Source organism: uncultured Veillonella sp. (genome assembly GCF_963534045.1).
Taxonomy (GTDB): Bacteria; Bacillota; Negativicutes; order Veillonellales; family Veillonellaceae; genus Veillonella.
In genome coordinates, this window is the sequence record NZ_CAUSQT010000002.1 from 1 (window position 1) to 20295 (window position 20295).

General features: G+C 43.0%; 15 protein-coding genes and 1 pseudogene. All 16 read left to right on the plus strand.

The genetic code is table 11. The features are described 5' to 3' along the window. The first annotated feature begins 20 nt into the window (after positions 1-20). Positions 21-161: a pirin-like C-terminal cupin domain-containing protein gene (locus RYP29_RS00660; RefSeq protein WP_311531670.1), complete on the plus strand. Its 141-nt coding sequence runs from the start codon at positions 21-23 to the stop codon at positions 159-161. Positions 162-285: 124 nt separating this feature from the next. Continuing rightward, on the plus strand, positions 286-648 hold the full coding sequence (locus tag RYP29_RS00665) for a CGGC domain-containing protein (RefSeq protein ID WP_298606706.1): 363 nt from the start codon (positions 286-288) through the stop codon (positions 646-648). A 183-nt stretch (positions 649-831) separates the two neighbouring features. Next, complete coding sequence (locus RYP29_RS00670; RefSeq protein ID WP_311531534.1) at positions 832-1965, plus strand: M48 family metallopeptidase; 1134 nt, start codon at positions 832-834, stop codon at positions 1963-1965. Between the two features lie 151 nt (positions 1966-2116). Continuing rightward, complete coding sequence (locus RYP29_RS00675; protein WP_311531536.1) at positions 2117-3181, plus strand: ABC transporter substrate-binding protein; 1065 nt, start codon at positions 2117-2119, stop codon at positions 3179-3181. 81 nt (positions 3182-3262) lie between these two features. Next, positions 3263-4213 carry an ABC transporter substrate-binding protein gene (locus RYP29_RS00680; protein WP_311531538.1) on the plus strand — a complete coding sequence of 317 codons (951 nt, stop codon included), beginning with the start codon at positions 3263-3265 and terminating at the stop codon, positions 4211-4213. Positions 4214-4760: 547 nt separating this feature from the next. After that, entirely contained in the window at positions 4761-5372 is a 612-nt protein-coding gene (locus RYP29_RS00685) for a MotA/TolQ/ExbB proton channel family protein (RefSeq protein WP_311531540.1), read from the plus strand. Continuing rightward, positions 5369-5773 (plus strand): biopolymer transporter ExbD, encoded by a 405-nt coding sequence (locus RYP29_RS00690; protein WP_295230159.1) that lies wholly within the window; start codon positions 5369-5371, stop codon positions 5771-5773. The genes RYP29_RS00685 and RYP29_RS00690 overlap by 4 nt, the downstream gene beginning before the upstream one ends. 4 nt (positions 5774-5777) lie before the next feature. Then, a complete protein-coding gene (locus tag RYP29_RS00695) occupies positions 5778-6521 on the plus strand; it encodes an energy transducer TonB (protein ID WP_295230160.1) in 744 nt (247 codons plus the stop codon). A gap of 154 nt (positions 6522-6675) precedes the next feature. After that, on the plus strand, positions 6676-8622 hold the full coding sequence (locus RYP29_RS00700) for a TonB-dependent receptor (protein ID WP_311531544.1): 1947 nt from the start codon (positions 6676-6678) through the stop codon (positions 8620-8622). Between the two features lie 136 nt (positions 8623-8758). Then, the gene (locus tag RYP29_RS00705; RefSeq protein ID WP_311531546.1) at positions 8759-10744 is read left to right on the plus strand and encodes a TonB-dependent receptor; all 1986 of its coding nucleotides are present in this window, start codon (positions 8759-8761) and stop codon (positions 10742-10744) included. A gap of 81 nt (positions 10745-10825) precedes the next feature. Next, positions 10826-11779 carry an ABC transporter substrate-binding protein gene (locus RYP29_RS00710; protein WP_311531548.1) on the plus strand — a complete coding sequence of 318 codons (954 nt, stop codon included), beginning with the start codon at positions 10826-10828 and terminating at the stop codon, positions 11777-11779. Continuing rightward, the gene (locus RYP29_RS00715; protein WP_311531550.1) at positions 11772-12809 is read left to right on the plus strand and encodes an iron ABC transporter permease; all 1038 of its coding nucleotides are present in this window, start codon (positions 11772-11774) and stop codon (positions 12807-12809) included. The genes RYP29_RS00710 and RYP29_RS00715 overlap by 8 nt, the downstream gene beginning before the upstream one ends. Before the next feature lie 59 nt (positions 12810-12868). After that, positions 12869-13654, plus strand: a pseudogene (locus RYP29_RS00720) (ABC transporter ATP-binding protein); the annotation flags it as partial. Between the two features lie 30 nt (positions 13655-13684). Beyond that, positions 13685-14614 carry an AAA family ATPase gene (locus tag RYP29_RS00725; RefSeq protein WP_311531553.1) on the plus strand — a complete coding sequence of 310 codons (930 nt, stop codon included), beginning with the start codon at positions 13685-13687 and terminating at the stop codon, positions 14612-14614. Between the two features lie 2 nt (positions 14615-14616). Then, positions 14617-16668: a VWA domain-containing protein gene (locus RYP29_RS00730; protein WP_311531555.1), complete on the plus strand. Its 2052-nt coding sequence runs from the start codon at positions 14617-14619 to the stop codon at positions 16666-16668. 3 nt (positions 16669-16671) lie between these two features. Further along, positions 16672-20295 (plus strand): cobaltochelatase subunit CobN, encoded by a 3624-nt coding sequence (gene cobN, locus RYP29_RS00735; RefSeq protein ID WP_311531557.1) that lies wholly within the window; start codon positions 16672-16674, stop codon positions 20293-20295.

Genomic DNA, 20295 nt, shown 5'->3' on the forward strand with positions numbered 1-20295 from the left:
CTGGTGATGAAGGTCTTGAAATCTTCGTTCTCGCTGGAGAACCACTCAATGAACCTGTGGTAAAACAAGGGTCATTTGTTATGACAAATAAAACAGAGCTTATCCTCGCTTATGGGGAATACAAAAACGGTAAATTTGGCCGCGAGGAAGATATTATGTAATATAACACCCTGATGTATAATGGCGTACATCAGGGTGTTTCTTGTAAGTAATGTATCTTGAGACACATTGTTTTATATTGATTATGGTATAATTATTGCGTACAATGTTTTGACAGGAGGTTTTATGACTAAGAAAATTGCAGTTCTGGTGAACGAAGACACGATGCAACGTTGTTCTTGCGGTGGTTGTCTTAAGGCATATATGAATAAAGTAGATTCTTTCGAGCGCTATACAGATGAGGATACTGAGCTAGTTGGTTTTACCCATAGCGGTGGCGATTTGGAGAAGAAATTGGCTTCTTTCAAGAAAAATGGTGTTACTACCATTCATCTTTCCACCTGTACGCGTGGTAAGAATGATAATTATGAAAGCATAGCTCGCCAATGCGCGGCAGCTGGGTTTGATGTTGTTGGGTACACTCATGGTGGTGCTGTATCTAAAGATGGTAAGGTAGCTATTGAGCTTGTTGGTGAATCCAATAATTAGGGATCTATTGTTTAAGATGATAAGGTGGCCATTGAACTCGCCGATGAATCGAATTATTAGAAATCTTTGTGTTCCTATGGCGCATTTATGTTGTGAGATAATGAGAGAATAGCACACGTTTATTTTGAGAGATAACGAGAGCATAGAACGCGTTTATTTTGAGAGACAATGAGAGGATCAAATATGAATAAGAAAATTAAATCTTTGATACTAGCCGCCGTGATGGGGCTTTCATTAACAACAGTTGCCGTAGTACCCGCAACGGTAGAGGCTGCTTCTGCGGGGGCTGCACAAACGTTAATTGGTGGTGCAGTGGCGTATGCATATGTATCCACGGCTTTCAATAAAATGGATAATTCTAAGGAAGGCCAAGAACAAAGCTTAGCTCGTGCAAAGAAACAAACTGGCTATTTAGAGGATAGTGCAGCCCAAGCACGGGTGCAACGTATCATGAAGACCTTAGAGGCTTCGCCTAGCGTCAAGCGTTCGTATGTGGTGTACGCAAATCCTAGTGATGATTTCAATGCGTTCGCTACGGTTGGTCGCGTGATGTCTGTTAACAAGGGCGCTTTGGATCTATTAGATGATGATGAACTCGCTTATGTTATGGCTCATGAAATTTCTCATGGCGAGCACAAGGACATTGTCAATGGTCTCAAGAAGCAAGTAGGTTTATCTACAGCGGTGAGCCTTGCTGCTGGCGGTGGCGGTAATGCGGCTATTTTGTCCAATATTGCTGGTAATTACATGGAGAACCAAGTATTCACGATGGGCCAAGAAAAGGCGGCTGACGAATTAGGCTTTAAAATTTTGAGCGAGTCTCCTTACAATGTGGGCGGTGCTGCTGCTTCTATGGCGGTACTTCGTAATAAATATGGTGATTTGTACCGTGAAGGTTTGAACCAAGTATTTAGCCCTAATAATCACCCTAAGACGAGCAGCCGTGTAAAGGACAATATTGATCGCATGTATACGTATTCTGGCAATCACGTTACGGTCGATAATGGCGCGGTATTTGTGAATGGCGTGAATATCTATAGCCCTGCCAATAGCGGTCGCTATACGGGCGAAGAACGAGCTTATTTCATGGCTGGTAAATTGGCGCGCTTGTACCATAATGGTCAAATTCAGCCAGGTGGTGCATCTTATGATGGACCTACTGTGACCGTGGCAGGTCGTTCTATTGTCACAACTCCTAATGCTGATGTGGCCCTTATGGTTGCTACCAATTTGAATAATTCCTTTGTGAAAGCCGCAGGCCCTGCGAAAGGCAAACAAGCAGCAAAAACAAACAAGAAAAAAGCTAGTAAGAAATAGTTAAATAAGCAGCGAGACCAAGTAAAAAAGTTAGTAAGAAATAGTTAAACAAGCATATAGTATGACAGCGAAATACCTTATGTTGTAGTAGTTTGTGCTTTTACCAAAGAAATCGTATGACTCGTAAGTGATATACGGAGAGAGACCGCTTATGAAGAAGATAAAATGGATTGTACTACCATATATAGTCATGGGCATTTGTATTGCCATAGGTTTAGTTATCGGCATGGCGCCAGAGTTGTTAGGCGATGTTATACCGAGGCATGGTGTGATAGGTCGGATGTTAACGGCTGCGAATCACCGGAAGATTCAAGATAGTCAACATACGGAGATGGTCGTGCCGGATTATGTGCAACGGGTCGTTACATTGGGGACCGGAACGGTGGACTTGGTTGGTGCTGCTGGTGAGCCCTATGTTGTAGCCACCGATGGGTCTCCTTATGTCTCTGGTACAGAAATTAAGGGCCGTGTACAGCCTACGGTGGAGTCTATAAAATCCTATGAACCGGATGTGGTTATCGCACCGGAAACGACGCCACCAGGATTAGTGGCATCGTTGCGTGCCGCCGGTATTCCTGTATTTATTTATACGCTGAAAGATAGTTTAAAGGATGTAACCCTTAATACGAATCAAGTGGCGAAGTTGTTTGATACCAAAAATGCGGAATATTCGATTAACAATTCTGTTATGAAGGTACGAAAACAGGTGGAGCCTCATAAAAATGATGTAAAACCGGTGATTGCCTTGTACAATCCAACGCATGGGGTGTACCGGGCTGGCGTGCTTCGCGATATGATCGAAATGATTCATGGCGTTGATGGAGCAGGTAACTTAAAAATCAAAGATAGTGGTAAGGATCCTAATGTTCTATCTGATGTTTGGGACTATCGGGCGAGCTATCCTACTTTCAACATGCAAGAAAACATGGGCACAAAAGCGGATTTGATTCGCATCAATCCTGATGTTATTTTTGTGCCCACCATATATTCGGTCAAACAACCTGAGTATAAGCAGGATATAGATGCCATTATGCATGATCCGGACTTGCAGAATATAACAGCTGTGAAAAAGGGCTATGTGTATCCTATTAATGACATGCACATCATGAGCTATTCGTCGTGGATGTATTATGAAATGGAACAGATGTCGAAATGGTTGTATGGCGATTGGTCGTATAAGAATTATGTAAAATACCAAAGCGTGCCAGCTAATTAGCGATATATGTCTTATATTGTTGCTGCTAGTTTACAGTGTATTGCATGATGAGATTTTTTTGAAAGCATAGGAGGAGAGCTTATGCAATTACGTCGTTTGATGATTATTTTGGCTATTTGTATTGTGGGTCTGGTGGTAGCGGCTTTTGGTATGTACCGTTCTTGGCAAAACTTTACAAGTGGGGGCCTATTCGGCATATTAAGCTCTCACGGGCACTATATGATGGTGGATGGAACCAGCACAACGGTTACATTAGATCATAAGGCAGAGCGTATCGTCGCCGTAGGGCCTAATGTGGCGGATTTGGTGAGCGAACTAGCTGGTGATTCCGTAGTGGCTACTACCGCAGCACCGTATCAAGTGACTAATACCGTTAAGCAACGGGTGGCGCCTGATGTGAATGCTATAGTGGCGTTAAAGCCGGATATTGTTATCATTGAAGATGGCGCTGAATCCATAGAACTCGTTAGGCCGTTGCGAGAAAAGGGCATTAAGGTAGCATTATTAAGAGCGCCTGTGACTGTGAAAGACGTAGAGGACCAGACGCGCAATGTAGGTAAATTACTAGGCCGTGAAAGCAAGGCTGACAGCCTTATATCGACGATGATGAACTATATCCGCGATACAGAGTCACTTCATTTTGCGCATCGCGACGATCCAAAGCAAACCGTTGCTGTGTATAATGAAAACGGATTATATGGTAAACCGAAAACCTTGATCGCCGATATGCTCACCTATGTGGGCGTAGATAATGCAGCTGCTAAGAGCGGAGTGAAACAATCTAACTTTGGTACAAAGGCAGACCTTATCAAGGCCGACCCTGATGTTATCATTGTACCGATGGACATACATGCACCGGATTATAATCGCGATGCCATCTATGCCAATTACTATAATGACCCTGCATTGGCAAATTTGAAAGCTATTAAAAACAAAAAGGTAGCTATCGTGTCTACGGATGCCCTGTTGGCCAAGAGTTACCATATTGGACGAGGTATTTATACAATAGCTCAAGTGGTGTATGCAAGATAGTGTATTGATAGGCAAGATATTGTTTATGTATCATTATTTCGTAGCGAGAGGATGCACATACATAAGTTTTATTATGATGATATAACGGTGTCATAGGATAGTTTAAACGAATGGTTATGCAGGTATGAATAATATTCATAAAATTGTATAGAATTAATAAATATGTACTTGATAGAGGTGTTATGTTCAGCCTCTTAGTATGCTAAGAATTTAGATAATATCTGTATAGGCAGTCTATAGAAAACATTTCTATAGACTGCCTTTTTTATATGTATTGAGAGCAGATAAATAATTTTTAGCATGAGAATTATTAGTGTTTTATGTAATAGACAAATGTATGTATTCAATGGAAAAATTAGTAATTATAAAAATACATACAGTAAAATATCATACCCATACAGGGTATAGGTTTATTGTGCTACGTATTTGTTTATGAAATAATAAAATAACTTAGTATTAATCGTAATATAACGATTAATACAGATTGCATTTGTGTTTTATACGCAGTAGAGTACAAATTTATAATTATAAGTTTGAGGAGGTTATTATGGAGTATGCAATTCATCTTTTTAATGCGGGTGGCGTAGTCATGTATCCGCTAGTTTTATTTATGTTGGCCGCATGTACGATTTTATTTGAGCGAATTCGTATGTATCGTCGCATTGACAGTGAAATTCAACAATTGTCGTCTAGCATTGAAGCAGGTCGTAATGCGAATGATTGGATTGCATTAGAACAAGCGATTAAGAATAATGATGATGCACTTAGTCAATTTGTAATACCAATTGTAGATTCCGTATATAATTTTGAAGGTTTGGAAAATCGCCTTCACGATGTAGTAGGTTATATGGATGAACGTTTAAAACGCGGTCTTAACTGGCTCAGCATGATGGTTACTATGGCTCCATTACTAGGTCTATTGGGTACTGTAGTCGGTATGATTCGCTCATTCGCTGCTGTTGGTGGCGATATCGGTGCCCCTACTGTTATTACTGGTGGTGTATCCGAAGCGTTGATTGCAACGGCAACAGGGCTTTCAGTAGCCATCGTAGCATTAGCTATCCATAGCTGGTGCACAAGTAAAGTAAATTATGATATTGCAAAATTGGAACAACGCTTAGGTTCTATCTTGGATTTATATATTAGGAGTCAACGATGAAACGTAGTTCAGTAGGGATACAAAAAGAACCTACCATCATGATTATACCTATGATCGATATCGTATTTTTCTTGCTCGTATTTTTCATGATGAGTACGTTGTATATGAATACAGAGGAACAAATTCCTCTCAATTTGCCAAAGGCGTCTGCATCGACGGCGAAAACGATTGAGCCGATTACGATTTCCTTAACCGCCACTCATAAGATGTATTTGAACGAACGTGAAATTAAGCCTGATGATTTAGGCAATGAAATTCAAGGCATCGTTGCGAAGGAACCACAACAAGCCTTTATCGTTCGTGCGTCTGAAGATATTGCGTATAAGGATGTTATTAGCATTTTGGATAATCTTAAGATGAGTGGTGCTCGATTTGTCAGCGTAGCGACAGAACGGAAGTGATCATATGGTGAGTAAACGATATGGCATTCCTTTTATCGCTGCATTGGTGGTCAACTTAGCATATTGGGGTGTTGTAGGCGATTTGTTCGGCCATTTAAAACCACCAGAAACACCAAAGAAAGACTTGGTCATCAATCTCGACATGGTGCAGCCGGAACCTCCTGAGCAGGAGAAGAAACAGCAAGAGAAAATTGTCTCTGATGATAAAGAAAATGCTGCGGGCGGTAAGTCAGGTAGTGTATTACCGGATTTATCGGGAAAACCGACACCGGGCTTGCAAAATCTTAACCCTTATCTAGGTGGCAATGAAGCGGCTAGTGTAAATCTACATGGGAATACAGATAATCCTGTAGGTGTTTCCGGCGATGGTGATACAACAGGTCCGGGTGGTGGCCCCGTTGGCAATGGTGGTAAAGCAAATGACGGCCCTGGTACACAGGGCCGCAATCCTGGGACTAGTGATACGGAAGGTTCGGGATACTTTGATGTTTCCGGTTATCGTGCTAGTTTAGATGCCAATAAAGTCATGCCAGCACAAGCTGTACGTAGAGGAATTACAGGGACAGTTACCATTAGGGTTTATTTTGATGGCGAAGGTAATTATGTAAGGGCTGAAATTGAGAGGAGTAGCGGCTCTAGCCTTCTTGATAATGATGCCCTTGCCCTTGCAGCTAGGTCAGGTGGGGCTACCAATACAACTGGTAAGCCTAAATCAGATGTTTTTTATATAAGATATGAATTTGAATAATGATTATATTTGGAATGAGCCTAAATTGAATTAAATGAATTACAGTTTATGTAGTGGATATGAGAAGGTTCATATCCACTACAACCAAATTGCCCACTGTAGTTCGGAGGCTACAAATTAACAGAATTAACATAGTTTTAATAAAACATATAGGATGGTGAATGAAATGAATAAACGTGTATATGTGGCCACAATGATGGCGTTACTTAGTATGAGTGTAAATGGTTATGCGGTAGATATGACAACTAATCAGAATCAAGAGTCGTCCAATGTAATCAATGTTACCGCTAATCGCACAGCCCTCCTAGATTTGGACACACCTGTAGCGATGAATGTAATTACACCTGAGGATTTAAAAAATACTGGTGCTACCACTGCTTTTGATGCGGTGGCGAACGTACCAGGTGTGACAATTAATTCCTATGGTGCGGGCGGTGCCGATTTTGGTGGCATGGATAGCCGTACGAATATTCGAGGCCTTGACCGTGGTGCCCTTGTTCTTGTAAATGGCGTGCCTATGAACCTCAATGGTAAGGGCGGTCTCGGCTCTATTCCTACGAGCGCTATTAAACGTATCGAGGTGGTGAAAGGCGCAGCTTCTACATTGTATGGTGCAGAGGCATTAGGTGGCGTTATTAATGTTATTACCAAGACTCCATCTACAGAGGGTGGCTCTGCTACAGTTGCTGTAGGTAATCGTGGGTCTAAACGTTTTGATGTGTCTTATGGTACAGATAAATTCATCGTTGGTATTGATAGAAAATATTGGGGTACACAGGATCCATCCACACCGATTCGCTACGACCATGCAGGTACTAAACACTACGATTACTATAGTACTCGCAACAAGGGCAATTCTTTGGGGCTCTTTATGAGTGGTAAGCTTTCAGATAAGGTAACATTGAATTTTAATCGTGCTGAAAGTAAATCGTCCTTTGGTCTAATTAGTACGGAAACAAATCTGGTTAATCAAGCAAGACATTCTACGACGTATCATTATAAGGATGATCGCAATAATGCATCCTTGATTTATAAGGACAAGGGTACTACAGGAACCTTGTTTTATAATGACCGTACGATGCGTGGTACGAGCCGGGCGCACAATACGTCCCAAGCTAAGGCGACTGAAACAAGCTATCGCGCACGTCAATATGGATTTGATGTACAGCATGAATGGGATTTTAGAGATGGTAAGGACTATTTAATCGCAGGTATTACAGGTAAGCAAGAAATATACCATGCAACGGCGGTGCCTGTATATATCCATCCGAAACGCAATAGTTATGCCGTGTATGGTAGCTATTCTTATGAAATCAATCCTAAATGGACATCCATTTTAGGATTGCGTTATACCGTAATCGATGACCCAATCAAGGATCAACATGTGTTGACGCCTCAATTCCAATTATTGCACTCCATCAATAAGCAATCCTCCATGTATGTTAACGTAGGGAAAGCTTTCACAATGCCTAGTTTGAGCGATACATTCCGCAGCGTTAGCCGTCGGTATACAGCGGTAAGCAGTAAAAACCTTAAACCAGAAGAGGGCTGGAACTATGAAATCGGATATAAACGCATCAACAAAAAGGATGATTGGAAGGTCGACGTATTTTATATGGATTTCAAAAACTTCTTCCAATGGCAACCAGATGCGAATGGGCGACCTTTGGTGCGCGTAAATGGCGGTAAATTCCGCAATGTGGGCATTGAAGCTGAATATGGCAGACGTTTATCGGATCGCCTCAAATGGAACGTAAGTGGTTCTTATTCAAATCCAAGACAAAAGGAAATGAATGAAAGTTACTGGAAACAAGCAGCCCCTAAATTGCAATTCACTACAGGTATTCGCTATGAAAGCCCAACATGGGAAGCTGGCACTTCCTTTAGCTTCGTTACAAAACGTTTGCGCAATCGCGATGGTGGTTTAAATCCTAATATCGCCCTTTGGAATGCGTACGTAGGTTACCACTTCAACAAGGATGCAACCCTTCGTCTCGATGCGCGCAACTTGTTAGACCGACACAATGTCATCACCAATGGGGATTATGAATACTGGGGTGACCCATTTACATATGAATTGAGTTATACACAAAAATTCTAATATTTATTTGGCCCATGTCCCCTATAAATCCAGTACTGATAGGGGGTATGGGTTTTGTGCAGTCCTTTTAAATGTGTAATAATACAATTATGTAATATTTATGAATAATTAGTGTGTGTGTTACGAGGGATTTGTTATGACTAATCTTAAGAAACGAAGAACTTCTGTACTTATAGGATTGGCACTGATGGGGTTATCTGTGAATGCATATGCAGCAGATGTAACGGCTACGACAGATACTCCTACTACAGCAACATCTGTTGACGCAAATGGTGCATCTGAAAGTCATGTTATTAATGTAACGGCTAATCGGATGGCGTTATTGAACCTAGATACGCCGGCAGCGATGGATGTTATTACGGACAAAGATATCATGAATAGCGGTGCTAAAAATGCCTTTGATGCAGTGAACATGGTGCCTGGCATTACATCCTTCTCCTATGGCGCTTCGGGCCTTGAATATGGTGCAATGGATAGCCGTGTCAATATTCGTGGCTTAGAACGGGGCTCTCTCATTCTCGTAAATGGGGTGCCGATGAATCTAAATGGGAAGGGTGGCCTTAGCTCGATTCCAACGGGTTCTATCGCACGTATCGAAGTATTGAAAGGTGCTGCATCAGCTCTATATGGTTCTGATGCCATGAGTGGTGTAGTAAATGTCATTACAAAAACACCATCTAAAGAAGGTGGCTCTGCTACTATAGGCGTAGGTAATATGGGCAGCCAAACTTATAAAATCAACTATGGCACACCTCGTTTCTTGATTGGCATAGAACGAGGATTCTTTGGTAAACAAGATCCGTCTACACCTATTCGTACAGATTCGGTGAGTCATCCTCGTGGTTATGAATACTATACCGCACGGGATAAAGGCAATTCCTTAGGTATATTTATGAGTGGCAAATTGAGCGATAAGGTGACATTGAACTTTAGCCGCTTCGAAGGTAAGTCTGCCTATGCTCAGTTGAGTACTGAAAGTAATATGACGAATCGCAATCGCCATTCTACAACATATGCATACGATGACTCTAAGAACAACGCATCTTTGATTTATAAAGAGGGAACTACGACAGGTACACTCTTTTATAATGACCGAGATTTGAAGGGGAAAAACCGTAAACATAGTCTTCCATCCTATACATCTAACGATAGTAACTATATTGCCCGTCAATATGGGGTTGATGTACAACATGAATGGGATTTTAGAGGTGGCAAGGATTATCTAATTGCCGGTGTACTTGGTAAGCGTGAAACATATCGTACTACATCAGGCCCAGTCTATGCGAGTCCTCATCGCCACAGTTTAGCTCTTTATGGTAGCTATTCCTATCAAATCAATCCTACATGGACTACCGTTGTAGGATTGCGCTATACGGACATCAAGGATCCTGTAAAGAATCAACATGTGTTGACACCACAGTTTCAATTGAATCACCGTATTAATAAAGAATCTTCTTTATATATGAATGTAGGCAAAGCTTTCACCATGCCTAATCTAAGCGATACATTTAAAACGGTAAACCGACAATATCAATCGGTTAGCGGACGTAATCTAAAACCTGAAGAAGGTTGGAACTATGAATTGGGTTACAAGCACATTACCAATAAAGATAGTTGGAAGGTGGCTGCATTCTACATGGATTTCAAAAATTTCTTCTCTTGGAAACCAGATAGCAACGGTAAAATGACGATTCGTGTCAACGGTGGTCGATATAGAAATGTGGGCATCGAAGCCGAATATGGTCGCAAGTTGACAGATCGATTAAAGATGTCTGTTGGTGCATCGTATTCGAATCCAAAACAAATGGAAATCGATAAAAATTATTGGAAACAAGCCAATCCAAAATTACAATTTACAGGGGGGGTTCATTACAATAGTTCCACTTGGACAGCTGGATCTAGTATAAATTTTGTAACAAAACGGATGAAGAACCGCGATGGCGGCATTAATCCAAATCTTGTAGCGTGGAATGCGTATGTAGGGTATCAGTTCAATGAGAACTCATCTATACGACTCGATGCGCGTAACTTGTTGAATCGTCACAATGTTATTTCCAACGGGGATTGGGAATATTGGGATGAGCCATTTAATTACCAACTTAGTTACACTCAAAAATTCTAAAAGGGACATTGTATTAATCATTTAGATTGACTATTCAGGAATCATTTAATAATCGGTTATAACTATACAAGGAGTATCATCATGAACAAGAACATTGTGTATCTTATATGTTTGATGGTACTCCTTTTTGTAGGTATAACCGGATGTGGTCCACAAGATGAAACGCAGGCCTTGCCATACACTCGTTATGTTGAAAGCTATGATGGGGTTCGCGTAGCAGTGCCTGATCATCCGAAACGTATTTTAGCATTATCTTCTGCATACGATACGATTTTACTAGGCCTTATAGAACCGGACCGATTAGTAGGTATTAATCAATTATCCACCTATCCTGAGTACTCCCTGGAAGCGGAGCGAGCAAAGCTCGTAAAACCAGTTATGAGTTCATATCCATTAGAAAAAATCATCGCCTTAAATCCTGATTTGGTGATTGCTCCTGACTATACCACGGCTGATGTTACTGAAGGTTTGCGTCATATGGGCATACCTACTGTTGTAGTGCCAACAGGTACTACAGTGGAATCGGTTATCAAGAATGTAACGGACATTGCGAATATTGTAGGAGAAGATGAAAAGGGGCACTTTTATGAACAGAAAATTCGCCGCGAATTATCTGAGATGAAACGCCTTGGGGCATCGATTTCACCAGCGGAGCGTAAAAGTGTCCTCTTTGTATCATCCATGGATGGGTACACGGGAACCGGTAGTCTTTTTGATGATATGTGTAAATACATGAGTATTTACAATGCACCTGATCTTCTCGGTTTACCACCGCGGACACCGTTTGGAGATGAGCGCGTATTAGCCATGGATCCAGATTATATCTTTGTTCCATCCTATAAGGGCATGGATAAGAGCTTATCTAGTCGCTATCTAGACAATCCGGCCTTTCAAAATCTGCGCGCCATACGAGAAGACCGTGTGAAAGCCTTGCCGGCGGCGTACTTATATACCATGAATCAGCATATTGGTGAAGCGATGCTAGCTATTATGCATACAGTGTATCCTCAGTTAGAAAGGAATTCTCATGACTAAACAGAAACAAAAAATCATGGCAATTGCCATAATTGGGGGATTGCTATGTATTGTAAGCTTATTGGCGCTACATGTAGGAACGATTATGATTCCTATCGGTGGTGGCATACAAAGTATATTAAATGGTATGGGTATACCGGTTCATTTTACTGAGCCGATTACGGCTGAACAAGAGGCGGTATTGTGGTTTATCCGCATGCCACGACTTATCATTGGCCTCCTTGTAGGCGGTGCACTCGCTTTGGCGGGTGCCGTTATGCAAGGTGTTTTCTCCAATCCATTGGCAGATCCAGGTATCATGGGCGTATCGGCAGGGGCCTCCCTTGGTGCCGTTATTGCCATCGCTCTTGGCGTTACATCTCTTGGTATGTTTTATATGCCTGCCTTTGCTTTTATTGGTGCCTTTATATCCGTTGGTATTACCATTCTGTTGACCTTGCGCAATAATAAGCTGGATACAACCACCTTATTGTTGGCTGGCGTAGCTGTAAGCATGTTGCTCGGTGCCTTTACTTCCGGTATTTTGACGATGATTAACGAATACCGGTTGCGTGAGTTCTTATTCTGGATGGTAGGTGGCCTTGATTTCCGTCGTTGGGATCATGTGGCACTAGCCGTAGGGCCCATCATGACGGGTAGTGTTATTTTGATGATGCTCGGCCGTCATCTGAATGTACTCGTTCTCGGTGACACCGAGGCACGTGCATTGGGTTTACCTGTTATGGTGTACCGTATGCTATTCCTATTCCTTGCATCTGTCGTTACAGCTACCGCTGTATGTGTCAGTGGTTCTATCGGCTTTGTAGGCCTAGTGGTACCTCATATTGTACGCCTTTTGGTAGGACCGGATCATCGCATACTATTGCCTATGTCGGCCGTTGGCGGGGCGCTGTTCCTCGTATTCTGTGATACATTGGGGCGCGTTATCGCACAACCTATAGAAATTCGCGTTGGCATTATGACCGCTCTCTTAGGGGCACCATATTTCTTATATTTACTACATCGCTTGCGTAGCAAAGGAGGGGCCTAATGAAACTAGATGTTCAATCCCTATCTGTCACATTAGGGGAAACTACAATTCTAAAGGATGCGTCCTTCTCTATTAATAGCGGTGAATTCGTCGGTATTATCGGCCCTAATGGGTCAGGTAAAACGACGCTGTTAAAAACCTTGCGCGGCCTCTATCCTACGTCTGGTGGTCAGGTTTTATGGGATGGTAAAAGCATCGCAGCCATGAGCGATAAGGAAATTGCTCATCATGTGGCGTATATGCAACAGTCTGTGAATGTTTCCTTTGATTATGAAGCCATCGATATTGTGATGACGGCGCGTTACCCCTATCTGAAATGGTGGCAACAAGAAGGGCCAGATGATAAGGCCATCGTAGAAAAGGCGATGAAAGAGGTGGGAGTATATCACTTGCGACATCGCTCTGTACAAAATCTTAGTGGCGGTGAACGACAACGGGTATTTCTAGCTAAGGCATTAGCACAACAAACCGAGGTGCTGTTACTAGATGAACCGACGGCAGCCCTTGATTTGGTGTACGCTGATGATATCTTTCACGAAGGCCGTAGATTATGTGACGAAGGCAAGACAATTTTAATCGTCGTTCATGACTTAGAATTGGCTGCAAAATATTGCACCAAGCTCGTCTTGGTAAGCGATGGTCACATTGTCGATGTAGGTACGCCACGGGACGTATTGACTGCTGAAAATTTACGGAACGCATTCCGTTTGTCGGCAGCGGTCTACGATGATCCGTACTTTAAACAACAACGAATATTTGTATTCCCTAAGGGTACTACGAATATTGATGACTTTAAACAAACAGGTGGTAGTACAGACATATCTATCGATCCTGAGTTGAAATAGAATTTTTCTATCCTTAATGAGGTTAGGCTTATGTTATATCCATTTACAGCTATTGTGGGCCAAGAGAACATGAAATTAGCCCTTTTACTCAATGCCATCAATCCATCCATCGGTGGCGTGCTAATTGAAGGTGAAAAGGGCACTGCTAAATCTACAGCGGTCCGTGCGCTAGCGAATCTATTACCGCCTATGGAACTAGGGGCCGACGCAATGACCGTTGTAGAATTGCCTATCAATGCTACAGAAGATCGTGTCATTGGATCCATAAATTTAGAAAAGGCTTTGCAAGAAGGTGTGAAAGCCTTTGAACCAGGCATTCTTTACGCAGCGCATCAAAATATTCTCTATGTAGATGAGGTCAATCTATTAGATGACCATATTGTAGATATTTTACTAGATGTAGCTGCTATGGGAGTGAATACGGTGGAACGTGAAGGGGTGAGCCATTCCCATCCATCTCGTTTTATCCTCGTAGGCACGATGAACCCAGAAGAGGGTGACCTTAGACCTCAACTATTAGATCGATTTGGTCTTTCCGTCATGGTCTATGGTGAGCATGATCCAGCACAACGCATGGAGGTTATCAAGCGCCGTCTTGCCTTTGGCGACGACCCGGTAAGTTTCGTAGCGTCTTATGCGGAATCGGAACGAGCATTACACGAACGCTTATTACAAGCTCGTGAATTATTGCCAAGCATCATTCCCACCGATGAGGTGTTGTTGAAAATTGCAAGCATTAGTATTGGTGTTGGCGTTGATGGTCATCGTCCAGATATTACGATGATGCACACCGCTCGTGCACACGCAGCCTTTCACGGTCGCCATCAAATCACAGAGAGCGACCTCAAGATAGCAGCACGATTAGCATTGAAGCATCGTTTACGTCGTTTGCCATTTGAGGAACAAGGTCATGATGAAGACCGTATTGATACAGTGGTAACGGCTGTGCTTGAGGGCTAGCTATGGAAACATCTGTACAAGAGGCCCTCAAAATAGGCCTTGTAAACAATCAGATTCATACTCTCGTTATTTCTGGTGGTACTGGTGTGGGTAAAAGTTATATCCTTCGCCAGTGCCTCGAGGTGTGGCATATTCCCTATCGTTTGATACCTGTGTATGTAGATAATTCGCAATTACAAGAGACTATCGATTTTGAAGCATCCCTAGAGCAGGGCAAGATGATTATGTCCGCCGGCCTTTTAGATGACACTAGCACTCGATGCTGGGTTGTCGATGATGGTCACGTTCTGGCACCTGAGGTTCGTCGTGCCTTATTAGTAGAGGCGAAGCGACGTCAAATACTGCTCATCATGACTATCAATCATGAAGATAGAACACTAGATGATGCGGAGTGGGAACTCGTCGATGTGCATGTATCTATGGCTGCACCTACATTAGAATCTCGTATAGCTGTGTTGCAACAAAATCGAGAAGAAATTCAATGTGGTGAAGCATCTATAGCAAGGGATAATCAATCAGACTTGGACGATGCTCTATGTGAGGAGGAAACTAGCTCAATAGATGTTATTTCAGCTGAGGACATGTTATCTCTCATAGCTATTAAACGAGTTCAGAATATTGCTGTTTCGGATGCTATGCTTTCACTAGCCATATCCTATGCACTACAAGCACGCACCGTAGGCCATGGTGCAGAATACGTATTGCTGCAAGTTATGAAATCTCTTGCCGTTCTTGATGGCAGCTCGTACTGCAAGCCAATCCATGCAGACCGAGCCGCTTTATATGTCTTGCCCCATCGTATGAAGCGAGATGAAGCATCAGAATCTCAATCATCACAAGGGGATAATGGAAGCAGTACAAACGACCAAAATCAGTTGCAGAAGAATACTGAAATAACAGAGGACTCTGATGTATATAACTCGAGTAATTCGGGTGAAGAAGATTCTAATGGTGATGAATCCAATCCTAATGAATCAGATAATTCCAATAATGATATAAGTGGTACCGAAGATGGAGCGTCTAATCAAGACGTATTCGGCAACGCTAATCAAGAAGAAACTAGTGGCACTAATGACGCTAACGCTAAGGAACCTGATAGTTCTGATTCAAGAAGCACTAATGCTGATGTATCTAACGGGCTATCTTCTGTATCTTTGCCTGATACTGTTGCCCGTATAGCTAACCAGATGTTTCATTGGAAATTGCAGTCTTATAAGACGGTAGACCGTCAGTATCGCAAGGGTTCTGGTCGTCGACTCATGACTAAAACAAAGGATACTCGAGGGCGCATGATTCGGGCCTATCAAGATGAACATGCTCTTGAGGACTTGGCCTTAGTCGATACATTGCGAGCGGCAGCACCCTACCAACGGTTGCGAGCTGCTGTTAAGGTGGAACAAGAAACACAATCTACGCAGTCTCTGCCATTAGAACAACAAGAAGCTAAGGGCTTATCTATAGTAATAAAACCACAGGACTATCGCCGTAAAGCTCGAGAAAAACGTATTGGCGCATACCAACTCTTTGTGGTGGATGCTAGCGGTTCTATGGCGGCACGGCATCGCATGGAGGCTACTAAGGCAGCTATTTTGAGTCTTTTGCGAGACTCCTATATCCATCGTGATTCAGTAGGACTCATTGCCTTTCGCAAGGAATCGGCAGAGGTGTTATTGCCGTTCACCCGTAGCGTAGAGCGCGCAGAGCGACTATTAGCCTCTATGTCTACAGGTGGTAAAACGCCATTAGCTCACGGTTTACGCATGGCCTACACCATGTGCGATAGATTGTTGCGTGCCCATCGGGCAGAACGCATTCAGATTATATGTATCACCGATGGTCGAGCTACGTCGGGGGATTCTGAGGATCCCGTAGCAGAGGCTAAACAATGGGCTCGTATTCTTGGAACCTTGCCTGTAGATTGTATCGTTATCGATACGGAAACGGGCTTTATCAAGCTAGGCCTTGCTAAAGAATTATGTAAATTAATGAATGGCAGTTATTACGCCATGGATACTATTACGGCGGATGATATTTTACGAGTATCGCGGAGGTAGATCATGAGTCGTCTCATGTATATTTCTAATTTAGGAAAACAAATCCAATATATAGAAAAGGCTGTTGCCACCTATCCTGAATTAATACAGGGTGAGGTGGACATCTGTAATATGAAAAAACAGCCCCTTTGGGATGAGGATTTTGAAAGCCGCCTACGCGCTGCAGATGTTGTTCTCGTAACGAATATGGGGGTTGGCTTAGATTCGCCATTTTTAGAAGGTCTAGAGCGTTGGCTGTATGCGCATCATCCTAAGTATTGGATCGATGTGGTAGAGCCTAAGAAAACAGATATTCTCTATCGCAATATAGACGAAAATCAACGGAGATTTCTTGAAAGCTACCGCCGCACCAGTGGCGTCATGAACTATGTGCGCCTTATTAACGGTGCTTTCAGTACAAAACCGATCTCCGAATGGGAGGAACCTGATCACATTCCGTGGCAAGCCATCATGGGCCGCGATGGAAATATCTACGAAACCTATGATGAGTTCATGGAGGCTGAAGGAAATCCAGATTGGCCGTCCATCGCGGTGTATTTCTATCGCGACGAATGGATTATGGGGGATATTGAGTATCAACAGGCCTTATTCGAAGAGATTTATAAACATCAGTACAATCCGATTATCTTTTATGGACAGTATGGCTCGAATCCTCGTGTAGGCATTCCTAATATGAAGCTGTCCATGAATCATCTCTTTGGTAAGGATGTATTCCCCTTTGATGTGCTCATAAATACTTGTAAATTCTCCTATCAGTCCTTAGGGGCGCAAACTTTGGAGGAATTAAAGTTACAGGATGTGCCTATCATTCAGGGCTATACCATATACATGGATGAGAAAACCTGGGCTGCAGATCCACAAGGTGTGACGCCTTTAGATGTGAATTTATCCATATCACAACCGGAACTCGATGGCGTCATTCAGGGTGGCGTCGTGGCTTGTCAAACTTATGACGAGCAGGGGCATTATATGTATTTACCTGTGAAAGAACGCATTGCTGCTGTTGTAGAGCGGGCCATTAAATGGTCTAAATTACGATATATTCCAGTATCGGAGCGAAAGGTAGCTATTATCCTGCATAACTATCCGCCTAAAAATTCCAATATTGGGTCCGCTGCAGGACTTGATACGCCTGAATCGGTACGACGACTATTACAGAGTATGCAAGACGAGGGCTATACCGTAGATACTGTGCCAGAAACGAGTGCAGAGTTGATGGATATAGTCATATCTCATATGACGAATGACAGGTCTATGCTCACTGATGAGCTCTTAGCTTCTGCAGAAGGGCGTTTGAGTAGTGATGATTACAAAACGTATTTTGAAACGCTGCCAGCAGATACGCAAAAGTCTATGATCGAGTCTTGGGGCGCGGCGCCAGGAGATGTCTTCGTCTACGATGATGAAATCATTATCCCTGGATTCTCCAATGGCAATCTATGGATTACGGTGCAGCCACCTCGTGGTTTTGGGGAAAATGTATCTGCTATTTATCACGATCCCTGTTTGCCACCGCCACATCAATATATAGCCTTTTACCATTGGGTACGTCATGTTTTTGCAGCGGATGCAGTCATTCATGTGGGTACCCATGGCTCATTAGAATGGCTGCCTGGTAAAGGCGCTGGCCTCAGTGCTAGTTGTTATCCTGAAATAGGCATTTCTAGTTTGCCTAATATTTACCCTTACTGGACGACTATCATAGGTGAGGGTATTCAGGCAAAACGGCGTAGCTCCGCTTGTTTAGTAGGCCACTTATCGCCACCGATGACGACAGCTGGTCTATATGATGAGTTTGAAGAACTAGAAGCCTTGCTCGATGAGCATAGTCATTTTGAGCAAGAGCATCCTGAGAGTGTATCGGATATAGAGAACGTGATTCGAGAGAAAGCCATGGCGTGTCATCTCATCGATGAAGAACAAGGCGCTACGATGGAGATGGACGATCTTATTACAGCTGTCCATGAAAAGTTAAGCGACCTAAAGCATATGCAGATGAGAAATGGCTTGCACATTTTAGGGCAAGGACCTGAAGGTGTAGAGCTAGAGGAATTTATTACCGCCATTGTACGGACGCCACAAGGGGATATTGCATCGGGTCTTGAAATCTTAGCCGAAGAATTAGGTTATGATTGGTCCTATATAGAACAACATGCAGGGGACGTAAATGACGAGGGGATTCGTTATAGTAACATCATTGATCAAATTTGGAATGAACTGCGTGCGTTTGTAAGGTATGTGGTGAATACACCAGATTATACAGCACCAGAACGGCTAGCGCCTTTGGCCGCAGTCATTGTGCGCGAGTATATACCTAAATTAGGGCAAACAAAGAATGAGGTTACATCCATTTCGCAGGGCTTGCAGGGAAAATATGTTGAACCCGGCCCTGGTGGGGCTCCTTCCAGCGGTCAAGTTGATGTATTGCCTACGGGGCGTAACTTCTATGGCCTCGATGAACGGGCACTACCCACAAAGATTGCTTATCAGCTAGGGATAGATTTGGCAGATCAAGTCATTACTGACTATATCTTAAACGAGCAACGGTACCCTGAAACGGTAGGCATCATTCTCTGGGCTAGTAGCAACTCTAGAAGCCACGGCCAGTGTTTAGGGGAATTTCTTTATTTATTAGGGATTCGTCCTAAATGGCAGTCCAATGGTCGCATTTCAGGTCTAGAGGTGATTCCTTTAGAAGAATTACAACGGCCTCGTATCGACGTAATGGGTCGCATCAGTGGCCTCATTCGAGATATGATGCCTACTGCCATTAGTTGGCTTGATAAGGCCGTGGAAATGGTGTCAGAACTAGATGAGTCCCCAGATGATAACTATGTAAAAAAACATATTCACGATGATGTAGATTGGCTCGTTGAACAGGGTGAAGACCCATTATTAGCTACTAAGAAGGCGAGACTTCGCATCTTTGGTGATCCACCACAGGCCTATGGCACCGGTGTAGGTGCCTTGATAGAAGGCAAAAACTGGCAGTCCGTAGAAGATATTGCGCAAGTGTATAGCAAGTGGAGTAGCTTTCATTTGCATAAAGACATTCCCCAAGATATGCGATTATTTCAACGGCGCCTTACTACTATGGATGTGACCATTAAGAATGAAGATAATCGAGAAACTCATATTTTGAGTGCCGATGATTATTATAGCTATCATGGAGGTCTCATTGCAGCAGTACGGACTGCAAAGGGCAGTGCGCCTCGCGCCTATGTGGGGGATAGCACCGACCGTAGCCGCGTTGTGATGCGGTCCTTGTCGGATGAGCTGCGCCGCGTTGTGCAAGGGGAAACACAAAACCCGAAATTCATTCAAGCTATGATGAATCATGGTTATAAAGGTGCATCGGATATGTCCAATGTGGTATCCCATAGCTTTGGCTGGGATGCGACGAGTGATATAGTGCCCGACTGGGTCTATGAAGGTTATGCGAACAAGTATGCCTTAGATACAACGGTGCAAGAATGGATGCGTGATGTAAATCCGTGGGCCTTGCAGCGCATTGCGGAAATTTTGTTAGAAGCCGCTCAACGTGGCTACTGGGATGCATCTCCAACGATGCTAGAGAATTTGCAGTCCTTATATATTTCCATAGAAGGTGTTATAGAAGGTCGTTAA

Bases quoted from the DNA above. Each gene is read 5' to 3' on its own strand.
- RYP29_RS00730 (WP_311531555.1), top strand. From the start codon at position 14,617: ATGGAAACATCTGTACAAGAGGCCCTCAAAATAGGCCTTGTAAACAAT.
- cobN (WP_311531557.1), top strand. From the start codon at position 16,672: ATGAGTCGTCTCATGTATATTTCTAATTTAGGAAAACAAATCCAATAT.
- RYP29_RS00695 (WP_295230160.1), top strand. From the start codon at position 5,778: ATGGTGAGTAAACGATATGGCATTCCTTTTATCGCTGCATTGGTGGTC.
- RYP29_RS00690 (WP_295230159.1), top strand. From the start codon at position 5,369: ATGAAACGTAGTTCAGTAGGGATACAAAAAGAACCTACCATCATGATT.
- RYP29_RS00665 (WP_298606706.1), top strand. From the start codon at position 286: ATGACTAAGAAAATTGCAGTTCTGGTGAACGAAGACACGATGCAACGT.
- RYP29_RS00670 (WP_311531534.1), top strand. From the start codon at position 832: ATGAATAAGAAAATTAAATCTTTGATACTAGCCGCCGTGATGGGGCTT.
- RYP29_RS00725 (WP_311531553.1), top strand. From the start codon at position 13,685: ATGTTATATCCATTTACAGCTATTGTGGGCCAAGAGAACATGAAATTA.
- RYP29_RS00675 (WP_311531536.1), top strand. From the start codon at position 2,117: ATGAAGAAGATAAAATGGATTGTACTACCATATATAGTCATGGGCATT.
- RYP29_RS00680 (WP_311531538.1), top strand. From the start codon at position 3,263: ATGCAATTACGTCGTTTGATGATTATTTTGGCTATTTGTATTGTGGGT.
- RYP29_RS00715 (WP_311531550.1), top strand. From the start codon at position 11,772: ATGACTAAACAGAAACAAAAAATCATGGCAATTGCCATAATTGGGGGA.
- RYP29_RS00700 (WP_311531544.1), top strand. From the start codon at position 6,676: ATGGTGAATGAAATGAATAAACGTGTATATGTGGCCACAATGATGGCG.
- RYP29_RS00710 (WP_311531548.1), top strand. From the start codon at position 10,826: ATGAACAAGAACATTGTGTATCTTATATGTTTGATGGTACTCCTTTTT.
- RYP29_RS00685 (WP_311531540.1), top strand. From the start codon at position 4,761: ATGGAGTATGCAATTCATCTTTTTAATGCGGGTGGCGTAGTCATGTAT.
- RYP29_RS00705 (WP_311531546.1), top strand. From the start codon at position 8,759: ATGACTAATCTTAAGAAACGAAGAACTTCTGTACTTATAGGATTGGCA.